At 71.4% G+C, this 24,444-nt stretch carries 23 protein-coding genes; 10 read left to right on the top strand and 13 right to left on the bottom strand.

The features are described from left to right. Positions 1 to 42: 42 nt before the first annotated feature. The 3 genes from ABZ642_RS03480 to ABZ642_RS03470 all read right to left on the bottom strand — a co-directional run bounded on the left by ABZ642_RS03480 (position 43) and on the right by ABZ642_RS03470 (position 3,002). Positions 43 to 1,293, bottom strand: a complete 1,251-nt coding sequence (locus tag ABZ642_RS03480) for a P-loop NTPase (RefSeq protein WP_360476394.1) — start codon at positions 1,291 to 1,293, stop codon at positions 43 to 45. Between the two features lie 12 nt (positions 1,294 to 1,305). Beyond that, positions 1,306 to 2,010 carry a Flp pilus assembly protein CpaB gene (gene cpaB, locus ABZ642_RS03475; RefSeq protein ID WP_360476391.1) on the bottom strand — a complete coding sequence of 235 codons (705 nt, stop codon included), beginning with the start codon at positions 2,008 to 2,010 and terminating at the stop codon, positions 1,306 to 1,308. A 62-nt stretch (positions 2,011 to 2,072) separates the two neighbouring features. Further along, positions 2,073 to 3,002 (bottom strand): hypothetical protein, encoded by a 930-nt coding sequence (locus tag ABZ642_RS03470; RefSeq protein ID WP_360476388.1) that lies wholly within the window; start codon positions 3,000 to 3,002, stop codon positions 2,073 to 2,075. 202 nt (positions 3,003 to 3,204) lie between these two features. On the opposite strand from ABZ642_RS03470, the gene ABZ642_RS03465 reads away from it, so the two are divergent. Next, on the top strand, positions 3,205 to 4,929 hold the full coding sequence (locus tag ABZ642_RS03465) for a glycoside hydrolase family 18 protein (protein ID WP_360476386.1): 1,725 nt from the start codon (positions 3,205 to 3,207) through the stop codon (positions 4,927 to 4,929). Between the two features lie 158 nt (positions 4,930 to 5,087). Here the strand turns inward: ABZ642_RS03465 and ABZ642_RS03460 are convergent, their stop codons facing one another. Next, positions 5,088 to 6,011 carry an MEDS domain-containing protein gene (locus tag ABZ642_RS03460; protein ID WP_360477575.1) on the bottom strand — a complete coding sequence of 308 codons (924 nt, stop codon included), beginning with the start codon at positions 6,009 to 6,011 and terminating at the stop codon, positions 5,088 to 5,090. A 284-nt stretch (positions 6,012 to 6,295) separates the two neighbouring features. Between ABZ642_RS03460 and ABZ642_RS03455 the strand changes: the two genes are divergently transcribed. Then, complete coding sequence (locus ABZ642_RS03455) at positions 6,296 to 7,645, top strand: M14 family metallopeptidase (protein ID WP_360476383.1); 1,350 nt, start codon at positions 6,296 to 6,298, stop codon at positions 7,643 to 7,645. A gap of 36 nt (positions 7,646 to 7,681) precedes the next feature. Here ABZ642_RS03455 and ABZ642_RS03450 read toward each other — a convergent pair whose 3' ends face one another. The 5 genes from ABZ642_RS03450 to ABZ642_RS03430 form a co-directional block, all read right to left on the bottom strand. Continuing rightward, on the bottom strand, positions 7,682 to 8,362 hold the full coding sequence (locus ABZ642_RS03450; RefSeq protein ID WP_360476380.1) for a hypothetical protein: 681 nt from the start codon (positions 8,360 to 8,362) through the stop codon (positions 7,682 to 7,684). Between the two features lie 64 nt (positions 8,363 to 8,426). Further along, positions 8,427 to 9,911: a gluconate:H+ symporter gene (locus ABZ642_RS03445; RefSeq protein WP_360476378.1), complete on the bottom strand. Its 1,485-nt coding sequence runs from the start codon at positions 9,909 to 9,911 to the stop codon at positions 8,427 to 8,429. A 115-nt stretch (positions 9,912 to 10,026) separates the two neighbouring features. After that, complete coding sequence (locus tag ABZ642_RS03440; protein WP_360476375.1) at positions 10,027 to 10,437, bottom strand: RidA family protein; 411 nt, start codon at positions 10,435 to 10,437, stop codon at positions 10,027 to 10,029. Continuing rightward, positions 10,437 to 11,201 (bottom strand): IclR family transcriptional regulator, encoded by a 765-nt coding sequence (locus ABZ642_RS03435; protein ID WP_360476372.1) that lies wholly within the window; start codon positions 11,199 to 11,201, stop codon positions 10,437 to 10,439. Before ABZ642_RS03435 ends, ABZ642_RS03440 begins: the two co-directional genes overlap by 1 nt. Next, positions 11,198 to 12,382: a sugar kinase gene (locus ABZ642_RS03430; RefSeq protein ID WP_360477572.1), complete on the bottom strand. Its 1,185-nt coding sequence runs from the start codon at positions 12,380 to 12,382 to the stop codon at positions 11,198 to 11,200. Before ABZ642_RS03430 ends, ABZ642_RS03435 begins: the two co-directional genes overlap by 4 nt. A gap of 232 nt (positions 12,383 to 12,614) precedes the next feature. Here ABZ642_RS03430 and ABZ642_RS03425 point away from each other — a divergent pair, with 232 nt between their 5' ends. Together ABZ642_RS03425 and ABZ642_RS03420 are read left to right on the top strand one after the other, a co-directional pair. Next, positions 12,615 to 13,895: an amino acid deaminase gene (locus tag ABZ642_RS03425; RefSeq protein ID WP_360476369.1), complete on the top strand. Its 1,281-nt coding sequence runs from the start codon at positions 12,615 to 12,617 to the stop codon at positions 13,893 to 13,895. Between the two features lie 8 nt (positions 13,896 to 13,903). Beyond that, a complete protein-coding gene (locus tag ABZ642_RS03420; RefSeq protein ID WP_360476366.1) occupies positions 13,904 to 15,511 on the top strand; it encodes a D-aminoacylase in 1,608 nt (535 codons plus the stop codon). A gap of 16 nt (positions 15,512 to 15,527) precedes the next feature. Here the strand turns inward: ABZ642_RS03420 and ABZ642_RS03415 are convergent, their stop codons facing one another. The 4 genes from ABZ642_RS03415 to ABZ642_RS03400 form a co-directional block, all read right to left on the bottom strand. Next, entirely contained in the window at positions 15,528 to 16,379 is an 852-nt protein-coding gene (locus ABZ642_RS03415; protein WP_360476363.1) for a serine protease, read from the bottom strand. 105 nt (positions 16,380 to 16,484) lie between these two features. After that, positions 16,485 to 16,772, bottom strand: a complete 288-nt coding sequence (locus ABZ642_RS03410; protein ID WP_360476360.1) for a hypothetical protein — start codon at positions 16,770 to 16,772, stop codon at positions 16,485 to 16,487. An 11-nt stretch (positions 16,773 to 16,783) separates the two neighbouring features. Continuing rightward, the gene (locus tag ABZ642_RS03405) at positions 16,784 to 17,110 is read right to left on the bottom strand and encodes a P-loop NTPase fold protein (protein WP_360476357.1); all 327 of its coding nucleotides are present in this window, start codon (positions 17,108 to 17,110) and stop codon (positions 16,784 to 16,786) included. 91 nt (positions 17,111 to 17,201) lie between these two features. Continuing rightward, complete coding sequence (locus ABZ642_RS03400; RefSeq protein ID WP_360476354.1) at positions 17,202 to 17,894, bottom strand: hypothetical protein; 693 nt, start codon at positions 17,892 to 17,894, stop codon at positions 17,202 to 17,204. Positions 17,895 to 18,029: 135 nt separating this feature from the next. On the opposite strand from ABZ642_RS03400, the gene ABZ642_RS03395 reads away from it, so the two are divergent. From ABZ642_RS03395 to ABZ642_RS03370, 6 genes are all read left to right on the top strand, one after another. Beyond that, positions 18,030 to 19,241, top strand: coding sequence for a pyridoxal phosphate-dependent aminotransferase (locus tag ABZ642_RS03395; protein WP_360476351.1), 1,212 nt, complete (start codon positions 18,030 to 18,032; stop codon positions 19,239 to 19,241). Positions 19,242 to 19,355: 114 nt separating this feature from the next. After that, positions 19,356 to 19,760, top strand: a complete 405-nt coding sequence (locus ABZ642_RS03390; RefSeq protein WP_360476348.1) for a hypothetical protein — start codon at positions 19,356 to 19,358, stop codon at positions 19,758 to 19,760. A gap of 242 nt (positions 19,761 to 20,002) precedes the next feature. After that, a complete protein-coding gene (locus tag ABZ642_RS03385; protein ID WP_360476345.1) occupies positions 20,003 to 21,079 on the top strand; it encodes a substrate-binding domain-containing protein in 1,077 nt (358 codons plus the stop codon). A gap of 30 nt (positions 21,080 to 21,109) precedes the next feature. Then, complete coding sequence (locus ABZ642_RS03380; protein WP_360477569.1) at positions 21,110 to 22,309, top strand: toxic anion resistance protein; 1,200 nt, start codon at positions 21,110 to 21,112, stop codon at positions 22,307 to 22,309. After that, a complete protein-coding gene (locus ABZ642_RS03375; protein ID WP_360476342.1) occupies positions 22,306 to 23,844 on the top strand; it encodes a VWA domain-containing protein in 1,539 nt (512 codons plus the stop codon). The genes ABZ642_RS03380 and ABZ642_RS03375 overlap by 4 nt, the downstream gene beginning before the upstream one ends. Next, positions 23,831 to 24,433, top strand: coding sequence for a hypothetical protein (locus tag ABZ642_RS03370; protein WP_360476339.1), 603 nt, complete (start codon positions 23,831 to 23,833; stop codon positions 24,431 to 24,433). The genes ABZ642_RS03375 and ABZ642_RS03370 overlap by 14 nt, the downstream gene beginning before the upstream one ends. Positions 24,434 to 24,444 lie beyond the last annotated feature (11 nt).

Here is a 24,444-nt window from a genome sequence, read left to right as displayed (position 1 = left end):
GCGCGCTCGGCCCCCACCGGCCCGCACCCGGCCGACGGCCTTTCATGGCAGCTCCCTCCGCCGCCGGAAACCCACCGCCGGCCGCTCCGCGCCCCGCGCCCGCCGCGGCACTGTCCCCTCCGCCGTACGCACCAGGCCCAACTCCCCGGCCAGCGCCCACAGCGCCTGCTTCACCGTGCTGCGGGCGTCCAGTTCGTGGACCCGTCCGGCGTCCACCACGCCCTGGAGCTCCTTGAAGTTGGCGGGGATCGGGGTCCCCGCCAGCGCCGTGCCGGTGATCCGCTGGATCAGGGCCGGCTGGATCTCCGTGGCCCTGGTGTGCCGGTTGACGACCACCGTCGTCTCCTCGGCCTTGCGGATCTGCAGCCGGTCCCACATCCGCACCGTGCGCTTGGCTGCGCGTACGGCGACCACGTCGGGCGTGGTCACCAGGAGTGCCAGGTCGGCGGTCTCCACGGCGGCCGCGCCCGCCCCGCCGAGCTGGGCGCCGCAGTCGACGACCACGATCTCGTAGCGGGAGCGCAGGGCGCTGAGGATCTGGCGGGCGGCCCGGTCGGTGACCTCCTCGCCGCGTTCGCCCTCGGCGGGTGCGAGGAGCAGGGCGAGCCCGGAGTCGTGGCGGAAGACGGCCTCGGCCATCACGCGGGGCGAGATGTCGTTGACCGCGGCCAGGTCGGCGACCGAGCGGCGGAACTGGACGTCCAGGTAGGAGGCGACGTCCCCGGTCTGGAGGTCGAGGTCGACCAGGGCGGTGGAGTGGCCGGAGGCCTGCGCGGCGAGGGCGATCTGGATCGCCACCAGGGTCGCGCCGGTCCCGCCCTTGGCGCCGCTGACGGTGACGACGGTCCCGCCGACGCCGGCGAACGCGTCCGCGCCGTGGCCGAGGTGGCGCCGTACGCCCGTGGACCACTGGGCGACCGCCTGGACGCGGCCGGCCAGCTCCTCGTAGCTCATGGGGAGCCCGACCAGGCCGCGGGCGCCGGAGTCCATCGCGGCGGCGAACAGGCCGGGGCTGGTGTCGGTGGTGACGAGGACGACGCCGACCGCCGGGAAGCGCAGGGCGACCTCGCGGATCAGTTCCAGGGCCGGGACCGGGCCGATGCGTTCGTGGACGACGACGACCTCGGGGAGTTCGTCGACGGACTCGGCGGCGAACCGGGCCAGGGTGTCGACGAGTTGGGTGGAGTCGACGACGGGCGGCAGCGGTTCGCTGTCCGGGAGCTGGCTGAGCAGGGAGACCAGGGAACGGACGGCGTCCGCGTCACCGACGGCGGGGAGGATCCTGATGGGCATGCGAGGCGCCTCTCACTTGTCCGTCGCGAGTTCGTAGGTGCGGTCCTTGTCCGGCACGGTGGTGGTCGTGCCGGGCGCGACCAGGGCCAGCCGGACCCGCTGGGCGAAGGACTCCGCGTAGGTGAGGCGCTGGGCGTCGAGCGTGGACAGCGCGAAGGTGATGGGGACGGCGTCGCTGGGCTGCTGGTTCCGGTTGTCCGGGTCCACGTAGCTGAGCTGGGCGCCGACGTCCAGGACCCGGGCGTTGGTCACGATGATCTTCGACTGGTCGGGGTCGCTCTGCTGCTTGCCCTGGAAGGTGGCGTAGACGTTGACCAGCGAGCCCGGGGTGATCTTGCCGGCGACTCCGGTGGCCGCGTCGATCATGATCGCGACCTCCTGCTCGCCGGCCTTCAGCGCGGGCTGGTCGACGATCATGTCGGTCTGGAGCAGCGAGCCCTTCTTCAGCGTGGTGACCGCGATCTTTCCCTCGATCGCGGTGAGGCTGGTGACGGCGTTGGCGGACAGCCACCGCTTGGGCATCTCGACCTTCTGGAACTGGCCGGCGCTCAGCGTCGTGTACGGCTTGACGTCCGACCGGACCTTGTACGCGGCGACCTTGGGGCCGACCTCGGACTTCGCGTCGTCGATGACCGAGAGCACGCCGGCGAACGCGCCGAGCGCGCAGATCACCGACAGGATCAGGAGTATCACGCCGCGGCGCTGACGGGAGTTCATGGACCGTGCGACCTCATCGGGGGAAGCGGGGAAGTGGGGGAACCGAGCGGTGGGTGTACGGGTCAGGCGGGCGTCCGCTGTTCCAGCGCGCGGTGCGCCGGGGTGTCGTAGACGGGCGGGGTGGCGGAGCAGAAGACACAGCGGTCGCCGATGACGTCGATGCCGCACCAGTGACAGCTGGTCCGCCGGACCGAGGTGACCAGTTGGTAGAGGACCGACAGGTCGGCGAGATAGCTGGTGAACTCGATCATCCGGCCGGTCCCCCACCACCGGGACGACTCGGCCGGCAGCGGGGTCTCGCGCAGGCCGTACGAGCCCCAGGTCTTGGCGAGCCCGCCGATCCACTCGGACTGCAGCTGTCCCCTGGCGACCAGCATCCAGGTGCTGAACTCGGGTCCGGCCAGGGTCGTGTCCGGGCCGACCCGGACCAGTTGCGGCTGGGGGTGCGCGACGACCGCGAACTGGGTGCCGGGCATCCAGGACTTGGCGTGCGCCTTGAGGGTGACCGGGACCCGGTCCAGCTTGGCGACCGAGCCGAGGACCGCGCCGGAGTGGATGTAGTGGGTGAGCAGCCGGCCGGCCGACGCGAGGACGCCGGGGCTGAGGTCGCAGGAGGCCAGCTGCCGCAACTGCCGGGCCAGGACGGCGATACCGAGGGGCGGCAGGTCGGGACGGAACAGGGCGATCCGGTCGCTCTCCAGCAGGGAGCGCAGGGTGTGCAGGCGCCGGGTCACGGCTTCGGGTACGGCCGCGGAGCAGACGACGATCACGTGCCCGTGCTGCTCGATGAGCGCCACGAACTCGGCGAGGGTCTGGTCGAGGGGCCGCTGGTCCAGGTCCCGGAGCACGACCGCGGGCATGGTCCGCTCGTCCTGCACCGGCAGCGCCATGTCGGCGCTGGTCACGGCAATGGCAGTTGGCACGCGCAGCTCCCCGCTCTTCACACCCCGGCGGCCCACCGGTGTTACTCCAATGGGCCGGGACGACTTCATTGCGTGACTACCTCAGCACTGTAACCACGCCTCTGTGACCGGAGAACAGCGTTTGTCCAGCTGTCTGGGATCCGTGACCACACAAGTGGCTTCAAATCGGGACAGGTTGAGCATATGACCGGGGTCTGATCCGGTCAGCGGCGGCTTTGAATTTGGTCTGGACCTATTGACACGTGAATTGGTCTGGACCACCTTGATTGTCATGCCCAGACTCATCCCCCGACTCGTGTCCCGGCATGCCGGACAGCGAGGTATCCGAATTTGGTCGGCCGTGGCCGCGCTCGCCACCGCACTCGCGATGGCGGGCCTGGCCTCCTCCCCGGCCTCCGCCGCCGACGTCAACAACGTGAAGAACGCCGGCTTCGAGTCGGCCCTCGCCAACTGGACCTGCTCCGCCGGCAGCGGTACGACCGTCTCCTCCCCCGTCCACTCCGGCGCCGCCGCCCTCAAGGCGACCCCGGCCGGGCAGGACTACGCCCAGTGCAGCCAGACGGTGGCGGTGAAGGCCAACTCCACCTACACACTGAGCGCGTGGGTGCAGGGCTCCTACACCTACCTGGGTGTGACCGGCACCGGCACCACGGACGTGTCGACCTGGACCCCGAACACGTCCTGGACGCAGCTGTCGACGACGTTCACCACCGGTTCCTCGACCACCTCGGTCACGGTCTGGACCCACGGCTGGTACGGCCAGGCCGCCTACTACGCCGACGACGTCTCGGTCTACGGCCCCGACGGCGGCGGCGGTTCCGACCCGGCGCCGACCGTCCCGGCCACCCCGACCGGCCTCGCGGTCTCCGGTACGACGTCGTCCTCGGCGTCCCTGTCCTGGAGCGCGGTGTCGGGCGCGACCGGCTACAACGTCTACCGCAACGGCACCAAGATCACCGCGGTCACCGGCGCCTCGGCCACGATCACCGGGCTCGCCGCCTCGACGTCGTACTCCTTCCAGGTCACCGCGACCAACTCGGCGGGCGAGTCCGCCAAGTCGACGGCGGTGACGGCGACCACGACCGCCTCCGGCGGCAACGGCGGCGGCACGCTGCCCAAGCACGCGGTGACGGGCTACTGGCAGAACTTCAACAACGGCGCGACCGTCCAGAAGATCTCCGACGTGCCCTCCTCCTACGACATCATCGCCGTCGCCTTCGCGGACGCGACCACCACACCGGGGGCGGTCAGCTTCACCCTCGACTCGGCGGGTCTCGGCGGGTACACGGTCGACCAGTTCAAGGCCGACATCAAGGCCAAGCAGGCGGCCGGCAAGAAGGTCATCGTCTCCATCGGCGGCCAGAACGGCACGATCTCGGTGAGCGACTCGGCGTCCGCGACGAACTTCGCCAACTCCGTCTATTCGCTGATGCAGACGTACGGCTTCGACGGCGTCGACATCGACCTGGAGAACGGCATCAACGCCACCTACATGAGCCAGGCGCTGCGCTCGCTGTCGTCGAAGGCGGGCTCGTCGCTCATCATCACCATGGCGCCGCAGACGATCGACATGCAGTCGACGTCCAACGGGTACTTCCAGACGGCCCTGAACATCAAGGACATCCTCACGGTCGTCAACATGCAGTACTACAACAGCGGTTCCATGCTGGGCTGCGACGGCAAGGTGTACAGCCAGGGCTCGGTGGACTTCCTCACCGCGCTGGCCTGCATCCAGCTGCAGGGCGGGCTGTCGCCGTCCCAGGTGGGCCTCGGGCTGCCGGCGTCGACCAGCGCGGCGGGCAGCGGCTACGTCTCGCCGACGGTGGTCAACAACGCCCTGGACTGCCTGACCAAGGCCACCAACTGCGGCTCCTTCAAGCCGTCGACGACCTACCCCGACCTGCGCGGCGCGATGACCTGGTCGACGAACTGGGACGCGTCGTCGGGCAACGCGTGGTCCAACTCGGTGGGAGCCCACGTCCACGGCCTGCCGTAGCCATCACCGGTGAGCGCCCCTTGGGTGAACTCACCCAAGGGGCCGCGACCGGCCCCCACCCACCCGCACCCGCGGGTGGGCCGCGACGACCACCCCCCGTCGCGGCCCACCCGGCGGAGCCACTCGAACCCGCACGCACCGAGCTCGAACCACACCGTTCAGGCGTACTGGACGCGGATCCTCGCCCGGTCCCCCGGCGCCCCGTCCCGCACATCGACGTACGCACACACCTGGCGCGTGAACCACAGTCCCTGCTCCGGCCCCGGTTCCGCGCTCCCCGGCGGCACGAACCCGGCCAGCGGATCCGCCACCGCCCGGCACAGCCACAGCTCGCAGACACAGGCCGGGGCGTCGCCCCAGGCGAGGATCTCGACCACCGGCCCGTGCGCGGCCGCCGCCGCGACAACGGCGTGGGTGAACACCTCGGCCTCCGCGGACGGAAGTCCGCGCCCGGCGGCCCAGGCGCGGACCTCCTCCGGCCCGGACAGACCGACCGCCGCCCGCGGCGGCGGGGGCAGCGGTACGGCGTCCAGTTCGCGTACCAGTACCGGCGGCTGCTCGTACACCCCGGTACCCGGGTGGGCGCGGCGCGCCGCGTCGACGACCGCCGGGCCCGCCGTCCGGTTGTCGTACGCGCACAGGACCGTGGTGGCGAAGGGGGCGAACAGGAGGTTGGCGAGGGACTCGTAGCGGATCCACTCCGTGCTCTCCCGCGCCGAACGCCCGGCCCGGCCCGCCCAGTCGGGCTCCATGAGCAGGTGGGCACGGCCGCCGGGACCGGCGTTCGCGGCGAGGTAGCCGGCGCCCTGGGCCACGGCGTTGGCGGCCGTGCCCGTGTACCAGTCGGTGTGGTCGATGAAGCCGATGTTCCTGGCGTCGGTGCCGAGCGCGTCGCGCAGGGCGGCGAGCAGGCCGGGGGCGGCGATGGCGACGGGCGGCGGCTCGTCGGGGGCGGCGAGCCCCTCGGCGAGGAAGGGCAGGGCGGCGGCGACGAACGCTTCGTCCGAGCCGAACACGGCCATCCGGTGGTCGAAATGGCCCTCGGCCGCGGCGGGGCGCGCGCTCGTACCGGTGCTCATCATCACCCAGCCCTCCTCCTGGCCCTCCGTCCACGGTCTCCCGGCGGACCGGGGAGACGCACATGGCCGTCACGCGGGCGGGTGTATTTCGGTGGGGGCCGCCTGTGGTTGCGGGTAGAGGCGTAATCTGCGCGGCCGTTTCGCGCGGCTGGTTTCCGCGGGCCGGTTTTACCATCTTGACCTGTTCATGCCATTCCTTGGACGATGAGCGACACTCGCACAGCCTCCGCACAACAACTGCACAGGCACGTCGCACTGAACCACCCCCACCTCCCCCAGGAGACTTCATGCGACTTCGCATTCGCGGCTCCGGCGCCCGCGGCCGGACCGCCGCGCTCGGCGCCCTGCTGGCCCTCGCCCTCGCGGCCCCCGTGTCGGCGACGGCCACCCACGCGTCCGCCGACAGCGCGCGCCCGTCGCCGCCCTCGGCCGACGACGTCCGGCAGTACGAGATCCACCAGAGCACCACCCCCGTGACCCGCGCGGCCATCCAGCAGACCGGCGTCACCGTGGACGAGGCCGACGAGGAGACGGTGGTCGTCTCCGGACGCGCCCCGCAGATCGCCGCGCTGAAACGCCTCGGCTACGACGTCACGCCCCTCGGCGCGGCCCCCGACCGGTCCACCGCCGCCGACGAGCTGCGCCTGTTCGACTTTCCGACGGCCGACTCGAAGTACCACAACTACGCCGAGGCGAACGCCGAGATCAGCCAGCGGCTCGCCGCCTACCCCGCCATCATGAGCAGGCAGGTGATCGGCAAGTCGTACCAGGGCCGGGACATCGTCGCCATCAAGGTCAGCGACAACGTGGCGACGGACGAGAACGAACCCGAGGTCCTCCTCACCTTCCACCAGCACGCCCGCGAGCACCTCACGGTGGAGATGGCGCTGTATCTGCTGCGGGAGCTGGGCGCGGGGTACGGCTCCGACTCCCGGATCACGAACATCGTCAACAGCCGGGAGATCTGGATCGTGCCGGACCTCAACCCGGACGGCGGCGAGTACGACATCGCCACCGGCTCGTACCGCTCGTGGCGCAAGAACCGGCAGCCCAACTCCGGCTCCTCGTACGTCGGTACGGACCTGAACCGGAACTGGAACCACAGGTGGGGCTGCTGCGGCGGGTCGTCGGGCTCGACGTCGTCCGAGACGTACCGGGGTGCCTCCGCCGAGTCGGCGCCCGAGGTGAAGGTCGTCGCCGACTTCGTGCGCAGCCGGGTCGTCGGCGGGAAGCAGCAGATCAAGGCCGGGATCGACTTCCACACGTACAGCGAACTGGTGCTGTGGCCGTACGGGTACACGACGGCCGACACCGCCACCGGGATGACCGCGGACGACGCGGCCGCGTTCAAGGCCGTGGGGCGGAAGATGGCGGCCAGCAACGGCTACACGCCGGAGCAGTCCAGCGATCTGTACATCACGGACGGGTCGATCGACGACTATCTGTGGGGTACGCAGAAGATCTTCGACTTCACGTTCGAGATGTACCCGACGTCCAGTTCCGGGGGCGGGTTCTATCCGCCCGACGAGGTGATCGAGCGGGAGACCTCCCGGAACCGGGACGCGGTGTTCCAACTGCTGGAGAACGCGGACTGCATGTACCGGTCGATCGGGAAGGAAGCACAGTACTGCGACTAGGCGGCCACGGGACCGAGGCCGCCCGCCGGTGCCGGGCTACTTCTCGTCGCGGACCTTGTCCTCGGCCTCGGTCTCGGCCTTGTCGTCGGACGCGGCCTTGTCCTCGGCCTCGGCAGCGGCCTTGCCGTCCGTCTCCAGGGCGTCTTCCTCTTTCTCGCCGTCCTCGAAGTACGCGTCCAGGACCGCGTCCAGGTCGTCCTCCCACTCCTTGAAGCGGGAGCGGGACGTCGCCTCGATCTCGATGGGATACCAGCGGCGCTCCGGCGTGTGGACGGTGATCGTGAAGCGCTTCCCGAAGCGCGGTGCCTCGGTCTCGATCGCGCCGATCTCGTCCCAGCGGAACTCGCACTTCTCCTCGTCGAGACTGAGGCGCACGCCCTGGCGGTCGGCCACTATCCGGGCGCGCCGGTCGGAGGCCTCGAAGAGGGGACCGTCGGCGGTCTCCTCCTCGTCGCCCTCCTCGTCCTCGGCGGCGTCCGCCGCGGCCTCGTCCTCGGCCTTGGTCGCCGACTTGGTCGCGGCCCGGGTCGCGGACGCCGGTCCGGCCGTGTCCTCGACGGCCTCGGCCTCTTCCGCCTCGGCGGCCTTCGCCTCCGCGTCCTTCGCCTGCGCGTCCTCCGGCTCGGCGGACGCGGGCGAGGTGAGCCCGGGGATGAAGGCCGGGTCGAATCCGGCGCCTTCCAGGGGCTGGCTGTTGGCTCCTATGCGCTGCTCCACAGCGGGCAGTATGGTCCAAGAACCTGTGCCGGAGACAGCCAGCCCCGACTTCGTTATCAGACGCCTACACGAAGACGCTGAGCACGGCCGCCACCGCGAAGCCGGCCACCGAGAGCACCGTCTCCAGGACGGTCCAGGTCTTCAGGGTGTCCCGCTCGCTGATGCCGAAGTACTTGGCGACCATCCAGAAGCCGCCGTCGTTGACGTGCGAGGCGAAGATGGAACCCGCCGAGACGGCCATGATGACGAGGGCGACGAAGGCCTGGGAGTGGTGGCCCTCGCTCAGCAGCGGGGCGACGATGCCCGCCGTCGTCACGATCGCCACCGTCGCCGAGCCCTGCGCGACCCGCAGCACGACGGAGATCAGGTAGGAGAGGACGATCACCGGGAGGCCCACGCCGTTGAAGGTGTCGGACAGGGCCTGGGCGACCCCGCTGGCCTTCAGCACGGCACCGAAGATCCCGCCGGCACCGACCACCAGCAGGATGTTGCCGACCGGCTTGAGGGACGCGGTGGACACCGTCTCCAGGGACTTGCGGGACCAGCCGCGCCGGATGCCCAGCAGGTAGTAGGCGAGCACCAGGGCGATGGTCAGGGCCACCATCGGCGTACCGAAGAACTCGATCACCGAGCGGCCGGTGGAGGGGTCCAGGGCGATGGACGAGAAGGTCGCGGCGAGGATCAGGACCAGCGGCGTACCGATGATGGCGAGGACCGTGCCGAGCGCGACGGGCTTCTCCTGCGGCTCGACGCCGGCCACCCGCTGCTCGGCCAGCACGGCCTGCTTGGCCTCGTCGGCCGCCTCGACCATGTCCTGCGGTACGGCGACGAAGATCCGCCTCCCGATCCAGGCCGAGTACACCCATGCGGCCAGCACCGCCGGGATGCCGCAGACGACGCCCATGAGGATGACCCAGCCGAGGTCGACGTGGAGCAGGGCGGCGGCGGCCACCGGGCCGGGGTGCGGCGGCAGGAAGGCGTGGGTCATGGACAGACCGGCGAGCAGCGGGAGGCAGTAGAGCAGGATCGACTTGCCGCCGCGCTTGGCGGCCGCGTAGACGAGCGGGGCCAGGACGAAGATGCCGACGTCGAAGAAGACGGGGATGCCGAAGATGAGGCCGGTGAGACCCATGGCGAGCGGCGCCCGCTTCTCCCCGAAGAGGTTGAGCAGCCGGGAGGCCAGCACCTCCGCTCCGCCGCTGACTTCGAGGATGGCACCGAGCATGGTGCCGAGGCCGATGATGATCGCGACGTGGCCGAGGATGCCGCCCATGCCGGACTCGATGGTGGAGACGGCGTCCGAACGCTGGACGGTGCCGAAGAGTTCGGTGACGGAGAGACCGGCCAGCAGGCCGACGGTTATGGAGACGGCGAGCAGGGCGACGAAGGGCTGGAGGCGCGCCTTGATGATGAGGAGGAGCAGCAGGGCGATGCCGATGGCGGCGACGGTGAGCAGGCCGGCGGTACCGTCGAGGAGGAGGAGCAGTCCTCCGGTGTGGGGTGGGGCGGCCGGGGCGGTGGCGGCGGATGCGGCGAGCGGTAGGGACATGTGGGGGTCCTCTTCGTAAGTACATGGTGCTTTCGGGCAGGGGGGATCGCGGCACGGCGCCCGGTGCGGGGGCCGTGCCGTGACAGACGTACGGGGTGCGGGAACTGGTGGCCCGTCAGCCGAGGACGGCGAGGGCGTCGATCTCGATGAGGAGGCCTGCGGGCAGACCGACGTAGACGGTGGTGCGGGCGGCGGGCGGGGCGGTGAGGCCCTGCTCCTCGAAGTAGGTGTTGTAGATGCCGTTCATCTCGGCGAAGTGGTCCACGTCCGTCAGATAGACGCGGATCATCATCACGTCGTCCCAGGAGGCGCCGCCCTCCTCCAGGATCGCCTTGACGTTGGCGAGGGTCTGGAGGGTCTGCGCGCGGAGCGTGGGGCCGGCCGGGGTCGGGGGCCTGCCCTCCTCGGCGGGCAGGAAACCGACCTGGCCGGCGACCTGGAGGATGTTGCCCTTCCGCACGCCGTGGGAGAACTTGGCGGGCGGGGTGGTGTGGGTCGTGGGGGTGAGGGCGGTCTTCTCGGTCATCAGTTGCCGGCTTCCTTGATCGGGGTTCTGCCTGAGTACTCGCCGCTGATCGCGTCCGCCGTACGGCGCACCTGCGGGAGCAGGGTGAGGAGTTCGTCGGCGGTGACGACGACGTTGGGCGCGGAGACCGACATCGCGGCGACGACCCGGCCGTCGGCGCCGCGGATGGGGGCCGCGACGCAGTTGATGGACTCCTCGTGGCCGCCGAGGTCGGTGGCCCAGCCCTGTTCGCGCACCTTGGCCAGTTCCTTGCGGAAGGCCTCCGCGTTCGGTGTCGAACGGGCCGTGTACATGGGGTAGTCGAGCTTGTCGGCGAGGGCACGCCGCTCGGGCTCGGGCAGGTCGGCGAGGAGCAGCTTGGCGACGGCGGCGACGGTGATGGCCACCGGCTTGCCGATCCGCGAGTACATGCGCACCGGGTAGCGGCTCTCGACCTTGTCGATGTAGAGGACCTCGCCCTCCTCGAACACGGCGAGGTGCACGGTGTGCCCGCAGGCCTCGTTGAGGCGGGCCAGGTGGGGGTGGGCGATCTCGCGGACGTCGAGGTTCTCCATCGCCTCCTGGGCGAGCGCGAAGAGCCGGGCGCCGAGGCGGTAGCGCTGGTCGGACTGGCGGTAGACCAGCCCGTGTTCGTGGAGGGTGCGCAGCAGCCGCAGCGCGGTCGACTTGTGCACGCCGAGGCGCTCGGCGACCCGGCCGAGGTCGGCGGGGCCCTCGGCGAGCAGCGGCAGGATGCTGAGCGCTCGGTCGACGGTCTGGCTCATGGGGTGCGTACCTCCTCTTCGGCCGCGTCGGCTTCGGTCCAGCCGGGGCCGAGTCGAAGTCTCTCCCACGCGTCGGCGTCGAGGGCGGTCAGCCGGTCGGCGGTGTCGCGGGCGGGGGGCGCGGCGAGGTCGGCGGGGGTGGTGAGGGCGGCGGCGGCGTAGAGGTGACCGAGCCGCAGTGTGCGCCGCAGGGGCAGTCCGCGCAGGGTCCCGGAGAGAAACCCGGCGGCGAAGGCGTCACCGGCACCGACGGGGGCGACGACGTCCACGGCGGGGGCGGGTTCGAAGGTGGCGGCGGGGGCGGGGGTTTCGCTTGCCGGCGCTCGCAGGATGTCGCCCCGGCGGCACGACTGCCCGCCGCTGTATGGCCCACGGCTGGAGCGCCCCGTAAGGGGCGCGGGGAACTGCGCGACCAGCCCCCACCCACCCGCACCCATACCCACACCGTCACCCGCACCCGCACCCGCACCCGCACCCGACACGAAAGCCACGGCCCCCGCTCCCCCCTGCTTCACCACCAGCACGCCCGGCTCCGGCAGCAGCTCGCGAACCGCCTCCGGGCCTCCCGTCACCCCCCACGCCTCCTCCGCCTCGTCCTCCCCCACGAACACGATGTCGGCCCGGCGCGCCAGCTCCAGCAGGACCTCCGGCCCGTCGCCCGAACCCCACAGCCCGCGCCGGTAGTTGACGTCGAAGGACACCACCGGCCGCACCTCGGCGGGAGCCGTCAGCTCCCTCAGCAGGTCCAGGCACCCGGGCGACAGCGCGGCCGTGATGCCCGACAGGTGCAGGATCCGGGCCGCGCGCACCGCGGCCAGGTCCACGGTCGCCGCCGACATCGCCGACGCCGCCGACCCCGCCCGGTAGTACGCGACCTCATGGGCGGCCGTCGCCCGGTCCCCTGCCGTACGGAAGTACACCCCCGTCGGTCGCCCGGGATCACGGTCCACGGACGCGACGTCCACGCCGTACGAAGCCACCGTCTCCGTCAGATGGTCGCCGAACCCGTCCGCGCCGACCCGGCTGACCCACCGCACCGAATGTCCCGCCGCGGCCAGCGCACACGCCACGTTGGACTCCGCGCCGCCGATCGCACGGTCGAAGGACGGCACGTCCGCGAGGCGCCCCGGCCGCGTGGGCAGGAACGTCACCATGGACTCGCCGAGCGCGACGACGTCCACGACGTCGACGGCGTCCACGACGCAAACGGCGTCAACGGCGTCCGTGGCCTTCACGATGGTCGTGGCTCCTCGTCGATGGGGGTCCCCCCCCCCCCGGCTTGGCGAAGCCGAGAGTTGGGGAGGGTCGCCGCGGGCTCCATTGACCCGGCGTTGGCGTGGATGTTAGACAGCGGTAAGCGATATACGCAATGGACGTTGCACACAATGCAACTCACCTGATCAGGGAGGCTCCGTGTCCTTCGGCACCGGCACCGACGCGCTCGCCCGTCTCGCGGAGGAACGCGTCGACCACCGTTTCAAGGGCCTCCCGCCCGACGCCGAGGGCCTCACCGTCGGCGAGCTGACCGCCCAGCGCCGCAACCTGTTCTCCGACGGCTTCGCCACGCCCGTACTGGCCCTCTCCGCCGAACGCCTGGAGCACAATCTCGCGCTCATGGAGACGTACACCGAGCGGCACGGCCTCGCCTTCGCCCCGCACGGCAAGACCTCCATGGCCCCACAGCTCTTCCGGCGCCAGGTCGAGCACGGGGCGTGGGGCATCACCCTCGCCGTCCCGCACCAGGTACGGGTGGCCCGCGCCTTCGGCACCCGGCGGATCTTCCTCGCGAACGAGCTCGTGGACGCCCCGGCGCTGCGCTGGATCGCCGCCGAGCTGGAGCGCGACGCGGAGTTCCGCTTCCTCTGTTACGTCGACTCCGTACGCGGGGTGGAGCTGATGGACGCGGCGCTGAAGGGAAGCTCCCGGCCGGTCGACGTCGTCGTGGAGCTGGCCGCCGGGGAGGGCGCCCGTACCGGCGTCCGTACCGAGGCGGAGTGCGCGGCGGTCGCGGACGCGGTGGCCGGGGCGGCGGGAACCCTGCGGCTGGTCGGGGTCGCCGGGTACGAGGGCGAGGTCCCGCGGGCCGACCCCGACCGGGTGCACGCCTATCTGCGCCGACTCGTCGCGCTCGCCGTCGACTTCGACAAGGCGGGACGGTTCGCCGGCACCGACGAGATCGTCGTCAGCGCGGGTGGCAGCGCCTGGTTCGACGCGGTCGCCGACGTCTTCGCCGAGATCCCCGCACTCTCCCTCCCCGTACTGAAGCTGCTGCGGTCCGGCGCCTACGTCTCGCACGACGACGGCCGCTACCGGGAGGTCACCCCCTTCAACCGCGTCCCCGAGGAGGGCGCCCTGGAGCCGGCCTTCCGGCTCTGGGCGCAGATCGTCTCCCGTCCCTCCGCCGAGCAGGCCTTCGCCAACGCGGGCAAGCGGGACGCGGCCTACGACCTGGACCTCCCGTTCGCGCAGGTGATCCGCCGGGACGGCACCGAGCGCCCGGCGACCGGGGTGTCGGTCACCGGCCTGTCCGACCAGCACGCCTGGCTCGCCACCACCCCCGAGGCGGACGTCCAGGTCGGGGACTGGGTGGGTCTGGGCCTCTCGCACCCGTGCACGTCGTTCGACAAGTGGCAGCTGATCCCGGTGGCCGAGGCGGACGGCACGGTCGTGGACTACGTCCGCACGTTCTTCTAGGAGGGGCCGTGGATCAGCTCGTCATCCGGGACGCTGACGTGGTCGACGGCAGCGGGGCGCCCGGCTACCGCGCGGACGTGGTCATCGACGGGGGCCGGATCGTCACCATCGTCAAGGAGGCCGCGGCGGCGGGCTGCCAGCGCCCGCGCGCGAGGCGCGAGCTGGACGCCGAGGGTCTGGTCCTCGCCCCCGGCTTCATCGACATGCACGCCCACAGCGACCTGGCCCTGCTGCGCGACCCGGACCACAGCGTCAAGGCCGCACAGGGGGTCACCCTGGAGGTCCTCGGCCAGGACGGGCTGTCGTACGCCCCGGTCGACGACCGCACCCTCGCCGAGGTGCGCCGGGCCATCGCCGGCTGGAACGGCCACGGCGACGACATCGACTTCGACTGGCGCTCGGTGGGCGAGTACCTGGACCGCCTGGACCGGGGCATCGCCGTTAACGCGGCCTATCTGATCCCCCAGGGCACGGTCCGCGCGCTGGCCGTCGGCTGGGAGGACCGCGAGGCCACCCCGGCGGAGCTGGACCGGATGCGCCGGCTGGTGGCGGAGGGCATGGCACAGGGCGCGGTCGGCATGTCCTCCGGCCTCACCTACACCCCCGGCATGTACGCCGAGGACGCCGAACTGACCGAGCTGTGCCGGGTGGTGGCGTCGTACGGCGGCTACTACTGCCCGCACCACCGCTCGTACGGGGCGGGCGCCCTGGAGGCGTACGCGGAGATGGTGGCCCTGTCCCGGGAGGCGGCCTGCTCCCTCCACCTGGCCCACGCCACCATGAACTTCGGCGTGAACAAGGGCCGGGCACCCGAGTTGCTGTCGTTGCTGGACCAGGCCCTCGCGGCCGGCGCCGACATCACGCTCGACACCTACCCCTACACGCCCGGCAGCACGACCCTCGCGGCGATGCTGCCGAGCTGGGCGAACGAGGGCGGCCCGGACGCGGTCCTGGCCAGGCTGGCGGACGGGGACACGGCCGAGCGCATCCGCCACCACCTCGAGTCCCTCGGCTCCGACGGCTGCCACGGCGTCCCCATCGAGTGGGACGCGATCGAGATCTCCGGCGTGGCCGACCCGGCGCTGGCGGACTTCGTCGGCCGTACGATGGCGGAGTCGGCGCGGCTGCGCGGCGAGGCCCCGTGGACGACGGCCCGCCATCTGCTGCTGGCGGACCGGTTGGCCCCGTCCATCCTCCAGCACGTCGGCCACGAGGAGAACGTCCGCGCGATCATGCGCCACCGCGTCCACACCGGCGGCTCGGACGGCATCCTCCAGGGCACCAAGCCGCACCCCCGGGCGTACGGCACGTTCCCGCACTACCTCGGCCACTACGTACGGGAGTTGGGCGTCCTCTCCCTGGAGGAGTGCGTCGCCCACCTCACCGGCCGCCCCGCGGCCCGGCTGCGCCTGCCGGACCGCGGCCTGATCCGCGAGGGGTACCGGGCCGACGCCGTCCTCTTCGACCCGGAAACGGTGGCGGCGGGCTCGACGTTCGAGAACCCGCGCAGACTCCCGACGGGCATCCCGTACGTCCTGATCAACGGCCGCTTCGTGATGGAGGACGGCCACAGGACGGACGAACTGGCGGGACGCGCGATCCGACGCGAGCCGTAACGCATCCCGCCACCCCCTACGGCTTGGGCAGGGTGCAGCCACTCGCACTCAGGTTCAGGACGTTCCCCGTCGTGAAGCACGCCGGAATGATGTACGTCTCCTCCGCGTAGTTGATCCCCTGCCGCACCGTGACGTTCCCGCTCGCGTCCACCTCGCACGGGTTGTCCACGGTGCACCGCTCCCCGTCCTCGTTGCCGGTGTTGTTGACGGCGACGACCTGCCCCGTGCTGGTGTCGATCACCGGCGAGCCCGAGGTCCCGCCGATCGTGTTGCACGCGGAGGTGTAACGGACCGAGTCCTTCCAGGTCCAGTCGCCCTCCTTCAGCCGGTACACGAACCCGTCGATGTTGCAGCTGTAGATCGTCTTCCAGTAGCCGGAGACGACCTTGATGGCGGTGCCGGCGACGGGGTGCGTGCTGCTGACGGTGAGCGGGCTGATGCCGTAGGAGCTCTTGATCGCCGCGTACGTCGTGGTGGTGCGGTAGATCGTGACGTCCGTGTCGGTCATCGTCGAGTAGACGACCTGGTTGGCGCGGAGCGTGGCGACCTTGGTGCCGGCGGAGTTCAGCAGGCCGAAGGTACGGCTGGAGGACTGCCCGGTGATGACCTCGCCGGGCTCGGGGAAGCCGGTCTCCAGGCAGTGGCCGTTGGTGAGCACCAGCGCCGGGTCGGTGTCCGCGGAGTTCGGGAAGCGGATGACGGAGCCGGAACAGTTGCTGAGCGAGACGGTGCCGGCGAAGTTGACGGTCACCGCGGCGGCCGCCTTGGGCCGCGCGTCGGCCTTGGCCGCGGGCGCGGCGACCGCCGGTGCCACGCCGATCCCGGTGATGGCCAGGGAGGCGAGCGCGGCGACGAGAGGCTTGTTCATGTGGGGGTCCCCTCTTGACGACAAGGCGACCGGAGATCTTCCGGCCGCCACTTGTTTTGTCATGTGCATTGTGAGGGGAGGGGGGTGGTGGGGCAAGGAGTGATTTCAGGACCGGCGTTGGCGGATTTCCGCACAGGCGGCGTCGACGAGAATCCGCTCGGCCGTGGGACCGCTCGGGGCGAGCAGCACCTCCGCCCCGTGCGCCCGCAGGTGGTTCACCTGGTGCGTGTTGTTCTCCGGGCGGTCGTCGACCCACAGGATGCCGATGCCCCGGTACTCGTCCCGCTCCCCGCCCGCGACGTCGGGCAGGTCCTCGTCGGCCCGGACGGCCACCGGCACCACTCCGCGCTGCTGCAACCGCCCGGCCAGTTCGCCCGCCTGCGGCAGCCGCATCCACTCCTCGATCAGGTGGACGAAGCCGTGGTCGCGCGCCAGTTCCGGGAACGCGGTGGGCAGCTCCTCCTCCAGCCGGACGAGAACGGACCGTTCCTGGAGACTGAGCGGGAGTGAGTCCTGTTGCCAGGACTCATGCTCAGCCGCAGTTCCGTCTCGACCAGCCGCATCAGGCTGCTCTTGCCCATGCCCCAGCCGGCGTCCACGGCGAGCGTCAGCGGGGTCGCGGACCGGGAGTCGTGGAGGAGCTTGGCCAGCTGCCGGGCGGCCCGCCCGGTGTCGAGCGGATCGGCCTCCGGCCCGGCCACGGGCTCGTCGTTGAGCAGCGAGAATTCCATGCGCCCTCTCCGGTCCGGTGAAGGGCCAACCTACCCAGCCGCGGGACTACTTGAGCCGCAGACGGCCCCACGGCTCGCGAGGCTCGCCCCCCTAGTGCGACCGGCCGCCGCCGCCCCGCCCGTGCCCCCAGCCGTGTCCCCCGTACGTGGGGGTCTCGGTCGGTGCCTCGGTGGTGGCGGTCGGTGAGGGTGTCGCGCTCGCGCCGGCGGTCGGGCCTGTGCTCGGCGAGGCGCCGGCGGGCGGCGCGGACGCGGTGGTGGACGCGAGGGTGGACGGCCGGACACTCTCGGACGAGGCCGCCCGGGTGGGGGGCACACCCCCTGCCGCTGGTACGGCCGGCGTGGCGGTGACGGACGCGCTGCTCGGGGCGGCCTGCGGCGGGCGCGACGAGGACTCACCGGCCGTCCGCTCCGTACGGCTCCGGCCGTCCTGAGTGCCGTCCGACGAGGAGGAGAGGGCGAACCCGGCGACCAGCGCGGCCACGGACGCGGCGCCCGCCGCGCCCGCGGCGACCGCCCTGCGTCTCGAACGCCGGCCCTCCGCGTCGCGGGCCGACCGCCGCCGCTGCGCCCGGCCCTCCGCCGGTACCGGTGCCGACGCGGGTGCCGGTACGGCGGGCGCGGCGGACGTGATCCGGGGCAACTCGCGTGTCTCGTCGTACGCGTTGAGCCAGCCGTGTGCGGACGCCGGGTCCCGGTACTCCTCGTACACAGGGGCCGGTCCGCCCCCCTGCGGTTGGTAGACGCTGGGCGCCCCGGTCTCGTCCTCGACAGGTCTCGGCATGGACGCGGATTCTAGGAGGGAAGGGGCCGATGAGACAGCTACCGGCGATAACAGGCCAAACCGCCGGAACTTTCCGTGTCTCACGTGGTGGGAAACACGGCGCGACGAGCGTTACCGCACCGTAAGCTCACCGGCATGCAGGTGATCCAGTCGACCAAGCTCGCCAACGTCTGTTACGAGATCCGGGGCCCGGTTCTCGAAGAGGCGATGCGGCTAGAGGCGGCGGGACACCGCATCCTCAAGCTCAACACCGGAAACCCGGCCGCCTTCGGCTTCGACTGCCCGCCGGAGATCCTGGAGGACATCCTCCGCAACGTCTCCTCGGCGCACGGCTACGGCGACGCGAAGGGCCTGCTGGCCGCCCGGCGCGCGGTCGTCATGCACAACCAGACCATCGGCATCGAGACCGACGTCGAGCACGTCTTCATCGGCAACGGCGTCTCCGAGCTGATCGTGATGGCGATGCAGGGCCTGCTGGACGACGGCGACGAGGTCCTCGTCCCGGCGCCGGACTACCCCCTGTGGACGGCGGCCGTCTCCCTCTCCGGCGGCACCGCGGTCCACTACCGCTGCGACGAGCAGTCGGACTGGATGCCCGACCTCGCCGACGTCGAGCGCAGGGTCACCGACCGCACCAAGGCGATCGTCATCATCAACCCGAACAACCCGACGGGCGCGGTGTACGACGAGGCGATGCTGCGCGGGCTGACCGACATCGCCCGCCGCCACAACCTCCTGGTCTGCTCGGACGAGATCTACGACAAGATCCTCTACGACGACGCCACGCACACCCCGACCGCCGCCGTCGCCCCGGACCTGCTCACGCTCACCTTCAACGGCATGTCCAAGGCCTATCGGGTGGCCGGTTACCGGGTGGGCTGGATGGCCATCTCCGGCCCCCGCGCACACGCCGACTCCTACATCGAGGGCCTGACGATCCTGGCGAACATGCGGCTGTGCGCGAACATGCCCGGCCAGCACGGGGTCGTGGCCGCGCTCAGCGGACGCCAGTCGATCAACGAGCTGGTACTGCCGGGCGGGCGCCTGAAGGAGCAGGTGGACACGGCGTACGAGCTGCTCACCCAGATCCCGGGCGTGACCTGCGTGCGGCCCAAGGGCGCCCTGTATCTCTTCCCGCGCCTCGACCCCCAGGTCTTCAAGATCAAGGACGACCGGCAGATGGTCCTTGACCTGCTGCGGCAGGAGAAGATCATGGTCGTCCAGGGCACCGGCTTCAACTGGCCGGAGCCGGATCACTTCCGGGTGGTGACCCTGCCGTCGGTGGGCGACCTGCGGGACGCGATCGGCCGGATCGGCCGGTTCCTGGACGGCTACGGGCAGCCGTAGCCGGGGGCGGCCGGGGGCCCGTCGTGGCCGCCGGACCACGCACCGTGAACCGGGTCAACTTTAGACGAGATCCAAGGTAGGATGGCTTCCTGACAGCACAGGAGGCCATCTCCCATGTACGAAGCGATCCGCACCAAGTCGGTCCACAGCACGATGGCCGGCGCGCCTTCCGACTTCCCCCACCGGACGCGCGAGGAGGAGCTGGACATCCAGCTCGCGGGACATCTCGCGGCGCTGCTCGCCGTCACCGACGAGCTGCGCGGCCTCACGCCGTCCACCGACCTCGACGCCGCCGCGACCCGGCTGGCGGAGCAGGTGACCCGGCTGCGGGGCGGACGTACGCCGGTCCGCGCGTCGCCGGCCGCGGTGGGGCAGCCGGCACCCCTGCACGAGCGCGCCCACGCGCTGGCCGGCCGCGCGCTGGTGGTCGCGGCGTCCCGGGCGGACACCGCGGCGGCGATCCTCGCGGCGGAACGCATGGACGCCCACGCGGCGGCGAACCTCACCGCGACGGCCTGACCGGCCGATCCGCCACTCCCCCGAACGGCCCCGGTCCGCGCGCACCCGAACCCGCGCGGACCGGGTTGCCACCACCCCCGCCACCGGCTGCCCCCGGCCTCGTGCCGCCACCCCCGCCACCGGCTGCCCCACCGCACCCCTGATCGGCCCTCGTCCCCCCGTTGTAATCCGGGACGTCCACTTCACGCCCCGTTCACCCTGAGCGCCCTGGAATGTGGAGTTCCGCGAGCACGCTCCCCGGCGTGAGACGTATCGCGGGAATCGTCCTGGCGGTGCTGCTGATCGGTGGCGTGGTGGCTGCCGTCGTCGCAGGCCGGCAAGGGGACGACAAGGGCACGGCAACGAAGACCGTGCGTGGTGTGATCGGTTCGGAGAAGTCGGACTTCTTCGCCGATCCCGATGTGGTGAAGGCCCTCGCCGCCAAGGGCTACACCGTGAAGACGGAGGCGTCGGGGTCCTGGGCCATGGACGGCCTGGACCTGAAGGGCTATGACTTCGCGTTCCCGTCCAGCTCGGCACCCGCCGACCAGCTGGCCGCGAAGTACCACGCCCGCCAGCCCCTCCCCCGGCCCTTCTACTCGCCCCTCGTGGTGGTGGCCCACCGCAGCGCCGCCGACGTACTGGCCGCGAACGGCCTCGCCGTGCTCGACGGCAAGGGCAAGGGCACCCTGAAGATGGCCGCCTACCTGGACGCCGCCCGGCACGACCGGACCTGGCAGCAGCTCAAGGGGGCCAAGGCGCACGGCGAGCTGACCGGGACGCTGTACATCACCAGCACCGACCCGGAGACCTCCAACTCCGGCGCCCTCTACCTCGCCGCCGCCTCCTACGTAGCCAACGGCGGCCAGGTCGTGGCGAGCGACGCCGCCGTCGCGAGGACCGCGCCCCTGCTGCACAAGCTGGTCAGCGTCCAGGGCGCCCAGCAGCCCAGCAGCGACTCGGTCTTCCGGGACTTCATCAGCGGTGCCGGCAACCCGCTGGTGTGCCTCTACGAGTCGCAGGTCGTCTCGCTGCTCGCCGAACAGCACGGCGCCGACGACCTGGTGGTCCTCTACCCGGACACCACGGTCAACAGCGACCACACGATCGTGCCGATGGACGACGCCGGCCGGGAGCTCGGCGAACTCCTCAGCACCGATCCGACCCTGCGCAAGCTCGCTGTGAAGCACGGCTTCCGGCCCCAGGGCGACTCCGCCGAGTTCGTCACGGCCACCGCCGACCGGGCCACGTACCTCAACCAGACACTGACCGGCGTCCGGCAGGCGCCCGTGCCCACCTCCGCGGTGCTGCACGAGATGGCCCGCCGGGCGCGCGGCTGACGGGGGGATCCTGTGAGCAACTTCGACAAGATGAGGCCGAGCGGCGGCGACCACCCGCCCACGCTGAGCGGTGAGGACGTCTTCACGCTGACCCCGCCCGAGGCGGTCGCGCCGGTGCCGCGGGAGAAGGCCGGCGGGCTCGTGCCCGTCGACGACGGTGTCCGCAGCGACATGGCGCACAAGGCCTCCGTGTACGTCCGGGACCTCGCCGCGCTGGACGCGCGGTCACCGGAGTTCGCGAGCAAGGTCGGCGAGATCACCGGGCTCGGCGCCGGCGAGATGCGCAGCGCCGCCTCGCAGTCCAACCGCATGCTGGAGCGCGCCGTCCGCAGCCTGCCCGACAAGGGCGGCGACGCCCAGGCCAAGGTCGCCGGCTCGCTGGTCGAACTGCGCCGGGTCGTCGAGGACCTGGACCCGCGCGACCTGCCCGCGGGCAAGGGCCGCAAGTTCCTCTCCCGGCTGCCTGGCGGCAACAGGCTCCGCGACCATGTCGCCAAGTACGCGTCCGCGCAGGGGACGTTGAACAAGATCGTGGGGTCGCTGCGTGGCGGCCAGGACGAACTCCGCCGGGACAACGCCGCGTTGCAGACCGAGCGGGTCCGGCTCTGGGAGACGATGGGCAAGCTCCAGGAGTACGTCGTGCTCACCCAGGCCCTGGACACCGCCGTCGAGCAGCACATCGGCCGGCACCCGGACCCCCAGGAGGCCGACGCGCTCCGCGCCGACGTGCTCTTCCCGGTCCGGCAGAAGCACCAGGACCTGCTCACCCAGCTCGCGGTGTCCGCGCAGGGCTACCTCGCGATGGACGTCGTACGACGCAACAACGACGAGCTGATCAAGGGCGTCGAACGCGCCGCCACCACCACCGTGTCGGCGCTGCGCATCTCGGTGATGCTGGCCTCCGCGCTGGACAACCAGAAGAAGGTCATCGAGCAGGTCAACGCGTTGCGCGGGACGACCGAGGACCTCATCCGGGGCAATGCCGAGATGCTCGCGAGCCAGAGCGGGGAGATCCAGCGCATCGCCGCCGACCCGGCCGTCGGCGCCGAGACGCTGCGCGCCGCCTTCCAGCAGATCTACCGCACCCTCGACGCCATCGACACCTACAAGGTGCAGGCGACCGAGGTGATGGCGAACACCGTGCAGTCCCTCACGGACGAACTCCAGTCGGCCGGTGCCTACCTGGAGCGCAGCCGCTCCAAGGGCGCGCTGGAGGGCGGCCCGGCATGAACAGACGCCCGCTGCTGACCCTGCTCGCCGGCGCCGCCCTGCTGACCGGGTGCACCTCCGAAAGCCACCGGGACGACGACGCCACGGCCCCGAAGCCCGGCACCCTGCGGGTCCTCGCCTCCTCCGAGCTCAGCGACATGACGGCCGTCTTCGACCGGGTCCGCAAGGACACCGGCGTGACGATCCGGCCCACCTACATGGGCACCCTGGACGCCGTGGACCTGGTCGCCCAGGGCAAGGCGGACGGGAGGTACGACGCCCTGTGGCTGTCCTCCGACGACTATCTGCGGCTGCGCCCCGAGGCGGCGAAGAAGGTGGTCTCGGAGACCTCGATCATGTCCAGTCCGGTCGCGATCGGTGTCAGGACGGCCACCGTCAAATCGCTCGGCTGGAAGCCGGCCGACGTCACCTGGTCGCAGATCGAGCAGGCCGTGGAGGCCGGCCGGCTGACGTACGGCATGACCGACCCGGCCCGCTCCAACTCCGGTTTCTCCACCCTGGTCTCGGTGGCCTCCGCGCTCTCCGGCGCCCAGTCGGCGCTCACCGACGCCGACGTGACCAGGGCGACCCCGCGGCTGAAGAAGTTCTTCAAGGGCCAGACCCTGACCTCGGGCTCCTCCGGCTGGCTGGCCTCCGCCTACCGGCGGCGCGGCGACGTCGACGCCCTGCTCAACTACGAGTCCGTCCTCAAGGGCATCCCGGACCTCACCGTGATCCGCCCCGCCGACGGCGTGGTCACCGCGGACTACCCGCTCTCCTCGCTGGCCGCCTCCTCCGCCGACACCCGCGAGGACGTCCGCAGGGTGGCCGAGGACCTGCGGACCACGGCCGTGCAGAAGCTCGTCACGGACACCACCCACCGCCGCCCGGTGGTCGCCTCGGTGCCGCCGGCCGCCGGTCTCGACACCTCCCGCCGCCGTGAACTCCCCTTCCCTGGCAGCAAGTCGGTCGCAGACGGGCTGATCTCGGCGTACGAGAACGAGCTGCGCCGGCCGTCCCGCACGGTCTACGTCCTGGACACCTCGGGCTCGATGGAGGGCGACCGTCTCGCCCGCCTGAAGAAAGCCCTCACCGACCTCACGGGCGACTTCCGCGACCGCGAGGAGGTCACCCTGATGCCGTTCGGCTCGGACGTGAAGAACGTCAGCACGCACGTCGTCGACCCGGCCGACCCGGACACCGGTCTGAACGCGATCCGCAAGGACACCGACGCCCTGCGGGCCGACGGCAACACCGCCATCTACACCTCGCTGGAGAAAGCGTACGACCAACTGCGCACCGACCGGGACGCCTTCACCTCGATCGTGCTGATGACGGACGGCGAGAACACCACGGGCGCCAAGGCCGGCGAGTTCGACGACTTCTACCGCGGCCTGTCCACCACCCAGCGGAACATCCCCGTCTTCCCGATCCTGTTCGGGGACTCCTCCCGCACCGAACTGCAGCACATCGCCGCCCTGACCGGTGGCCGTCTCTTCGACGCCCAGCAGGGCTCCCTGGACGGCGCCTTCGAGGAGATCCGTGGCTACCAATAGGCTGCTCGGCCACCTGGAGTCCCGCAAGAACCTCACGGGCTGCGCGGGCGGCCTGCTCGGCCTGGCCCTCACCTTCACCGGAGTGGCCGGCCCGTACTGGCCGGTGGTGGTGGCGGGCCTGTACGGCGCGGGCGCGCTGATCGCACCGCCGGAGCGGCCGCCGCTGCCGGACTTCCCGACACCGTCCGCGCAGCTGGAGGAGGTGCGGGCCGACTTCGGGAAACTGGAGACCTATCTGGCGGAGGTCGGTCTGCCCGCTTCGGCACAGGCCCGGCTCGGTGAACTGACCGGCCTGCTCACCGCGTTGCTGGACCCGGGCTGGGCGGCCGAGTTGCTGGCCCAGGACCCGGAGGGCGTCCATGTGCTGTCGCGGACGGTACGGCAGGACATCCCGGAGGCGGTCGACAGCTTCGTCCGCACCCGGTGGTGGACGCGTCTGACGCCCGGGCAGGAGCCGCCGGAGCGGCATCTGGAACGCCAGTTGGGCCTTCTCAAGGAGGAGGCCGAGCAGTTGGCGGCGGGCCTCCGGGACGCGGAGGCCAGGCGGCAGGAGACCCACACCCGGTACCTGGAGGACCGGAACAACTAGACCACGGGAAG

It is taken from the genome of Streptomyces sp. NPDC007157, assembly GCF_040634235.1.
GTDB lineage: Bacteria > Actinomycetota > Actinomycetes > Streptomycetales > Streptomycetaceae > Streptomyces.
This window is presented reverse-complemented; position numbering and strand designations above follow the sequence as displayed.

Bases quoted from the DNA above. Each gene is read 5' to 3' on its own strand.
- ABZ642_RS03390 (WP_360476348.1), top strand. From the start codon at position 19,356: ATGTACGAAGCGATCCGCACCAAGTCGGTCCACAGCACGATGGCCGGC.
- ABZ642_RS03375 (WP_360476342.1), top strand. From the start codon at position 22,306: ATGAACAGACGCCCGCTGCTGACCCTGCTCGCCGGCGCCGCCCTGCTG.
- ABZ642_RS03405 (WP_360476357.1), bottom strand. From the start codon at position 17,110: ATGGAATTCTCGCTGCTCAACGACGAGCCCGTGGCCGGGCCGGAGGCC.
- ABZ642_RS03445 (WP_360476378.1), bottom strand. From the start codon at position 9,911: ATGTCCCTACCGCTCGCCGCATCCGCCGCCACCGCCCCGGCCGCCCCA.
- cpaB (WP_360476391.1), bottom strand. From the start codon at position 2,010: ATGAACTCCCGTCAGCGCCGCGGCGTGATACTCCTGATCCTGTCGGTG.
- ABZ642_RS03455 (WP_360476383.1), top strand. From the start codon at position 6,296: ATGCGACTTCGCATTCGCGGCTCCGGCGCCCGCGGCCGGACCGCCGCG.
- ABZ642_RS03415 (WP_360476363.1), bottom strand. From the start codon at position 16,379: ATGAACAAGCCTCTCGTCGCCGCGCTCGCCTCCCTGGCCATCACCGGG.
- ABZ642_RS03380 (WP_360477569.1), top strand. From the start codon at position 21,110: ATGAGGCCGAGCGGCGGCGACCACCCGCCCACGCTGAGCGGTGAGGAC.
- ABZ642_RS03465 (WP_360476386.1), top strand. From the start codon at position 3,205: ATGCCCAGACTCATCCCCCGACTCGTGTCCCGGCATGCCGGACAGCGA.
- ABZ642_RS03470 (WP_360476388.1), bottom strand. From the start codon at position 3,002: ATGAAGTCGTCCCGGCCCATTGGAGTAACACCGGTGGGCCGCCGGGGT.
- ABZ642_RS03435 (WP_360476372.1), bottom strand. From the start codon at position 11,201: ATGAGCCAGACCGTCGACCGAGCGCTCAGCATCCTGCCGCTGCTCGCC.
- ABZ642_RS03460 (WP_360477575.1), bottom strand. From the start codon at position 6,011: ATGATGAGCACCGGTACGAGCGCGCGCCCCGCCGCGGCCGAGGGCCAT.
- ABZ642_RS03440 (WP_360476375.1), bottom strand. From the start codon at position 10,437: ATGACCGAGAAGACCGCCCTCACCCCCACGACCCACACCACCCCGCCC.
- ABZ642_RS03410 (WP_360476360.1), bottom strand. From the start codon at position 16,772: ATGCGGCTGCCGCAGGCGGGCGAACTGGCCGGGCGGTTGCAGCAGCGC.
- ABZ642_RS03395 (WP_360476351.1), top strand. From the start codon at position 18,030: ATGCAGGTGATCCAGTCGACCAAGCTCGCCAACGTCTGTTACGAGATC.
- ABZ642_RS03400 (WP_360476354.1), bottom strand. From the start codon at position 17,894: ATGCCGAGACCTGTCGAGGACGAGACCGGGGCGCCCAGCGTCTACCAA.
- ABZ642_RS03480 (WP_360476394.1), bottom strand. From the start codon at position 1,293: ATGCCCATCAGGATCCTCCCCGCCGTCGGTGACGCGGACGCCGTCCGT.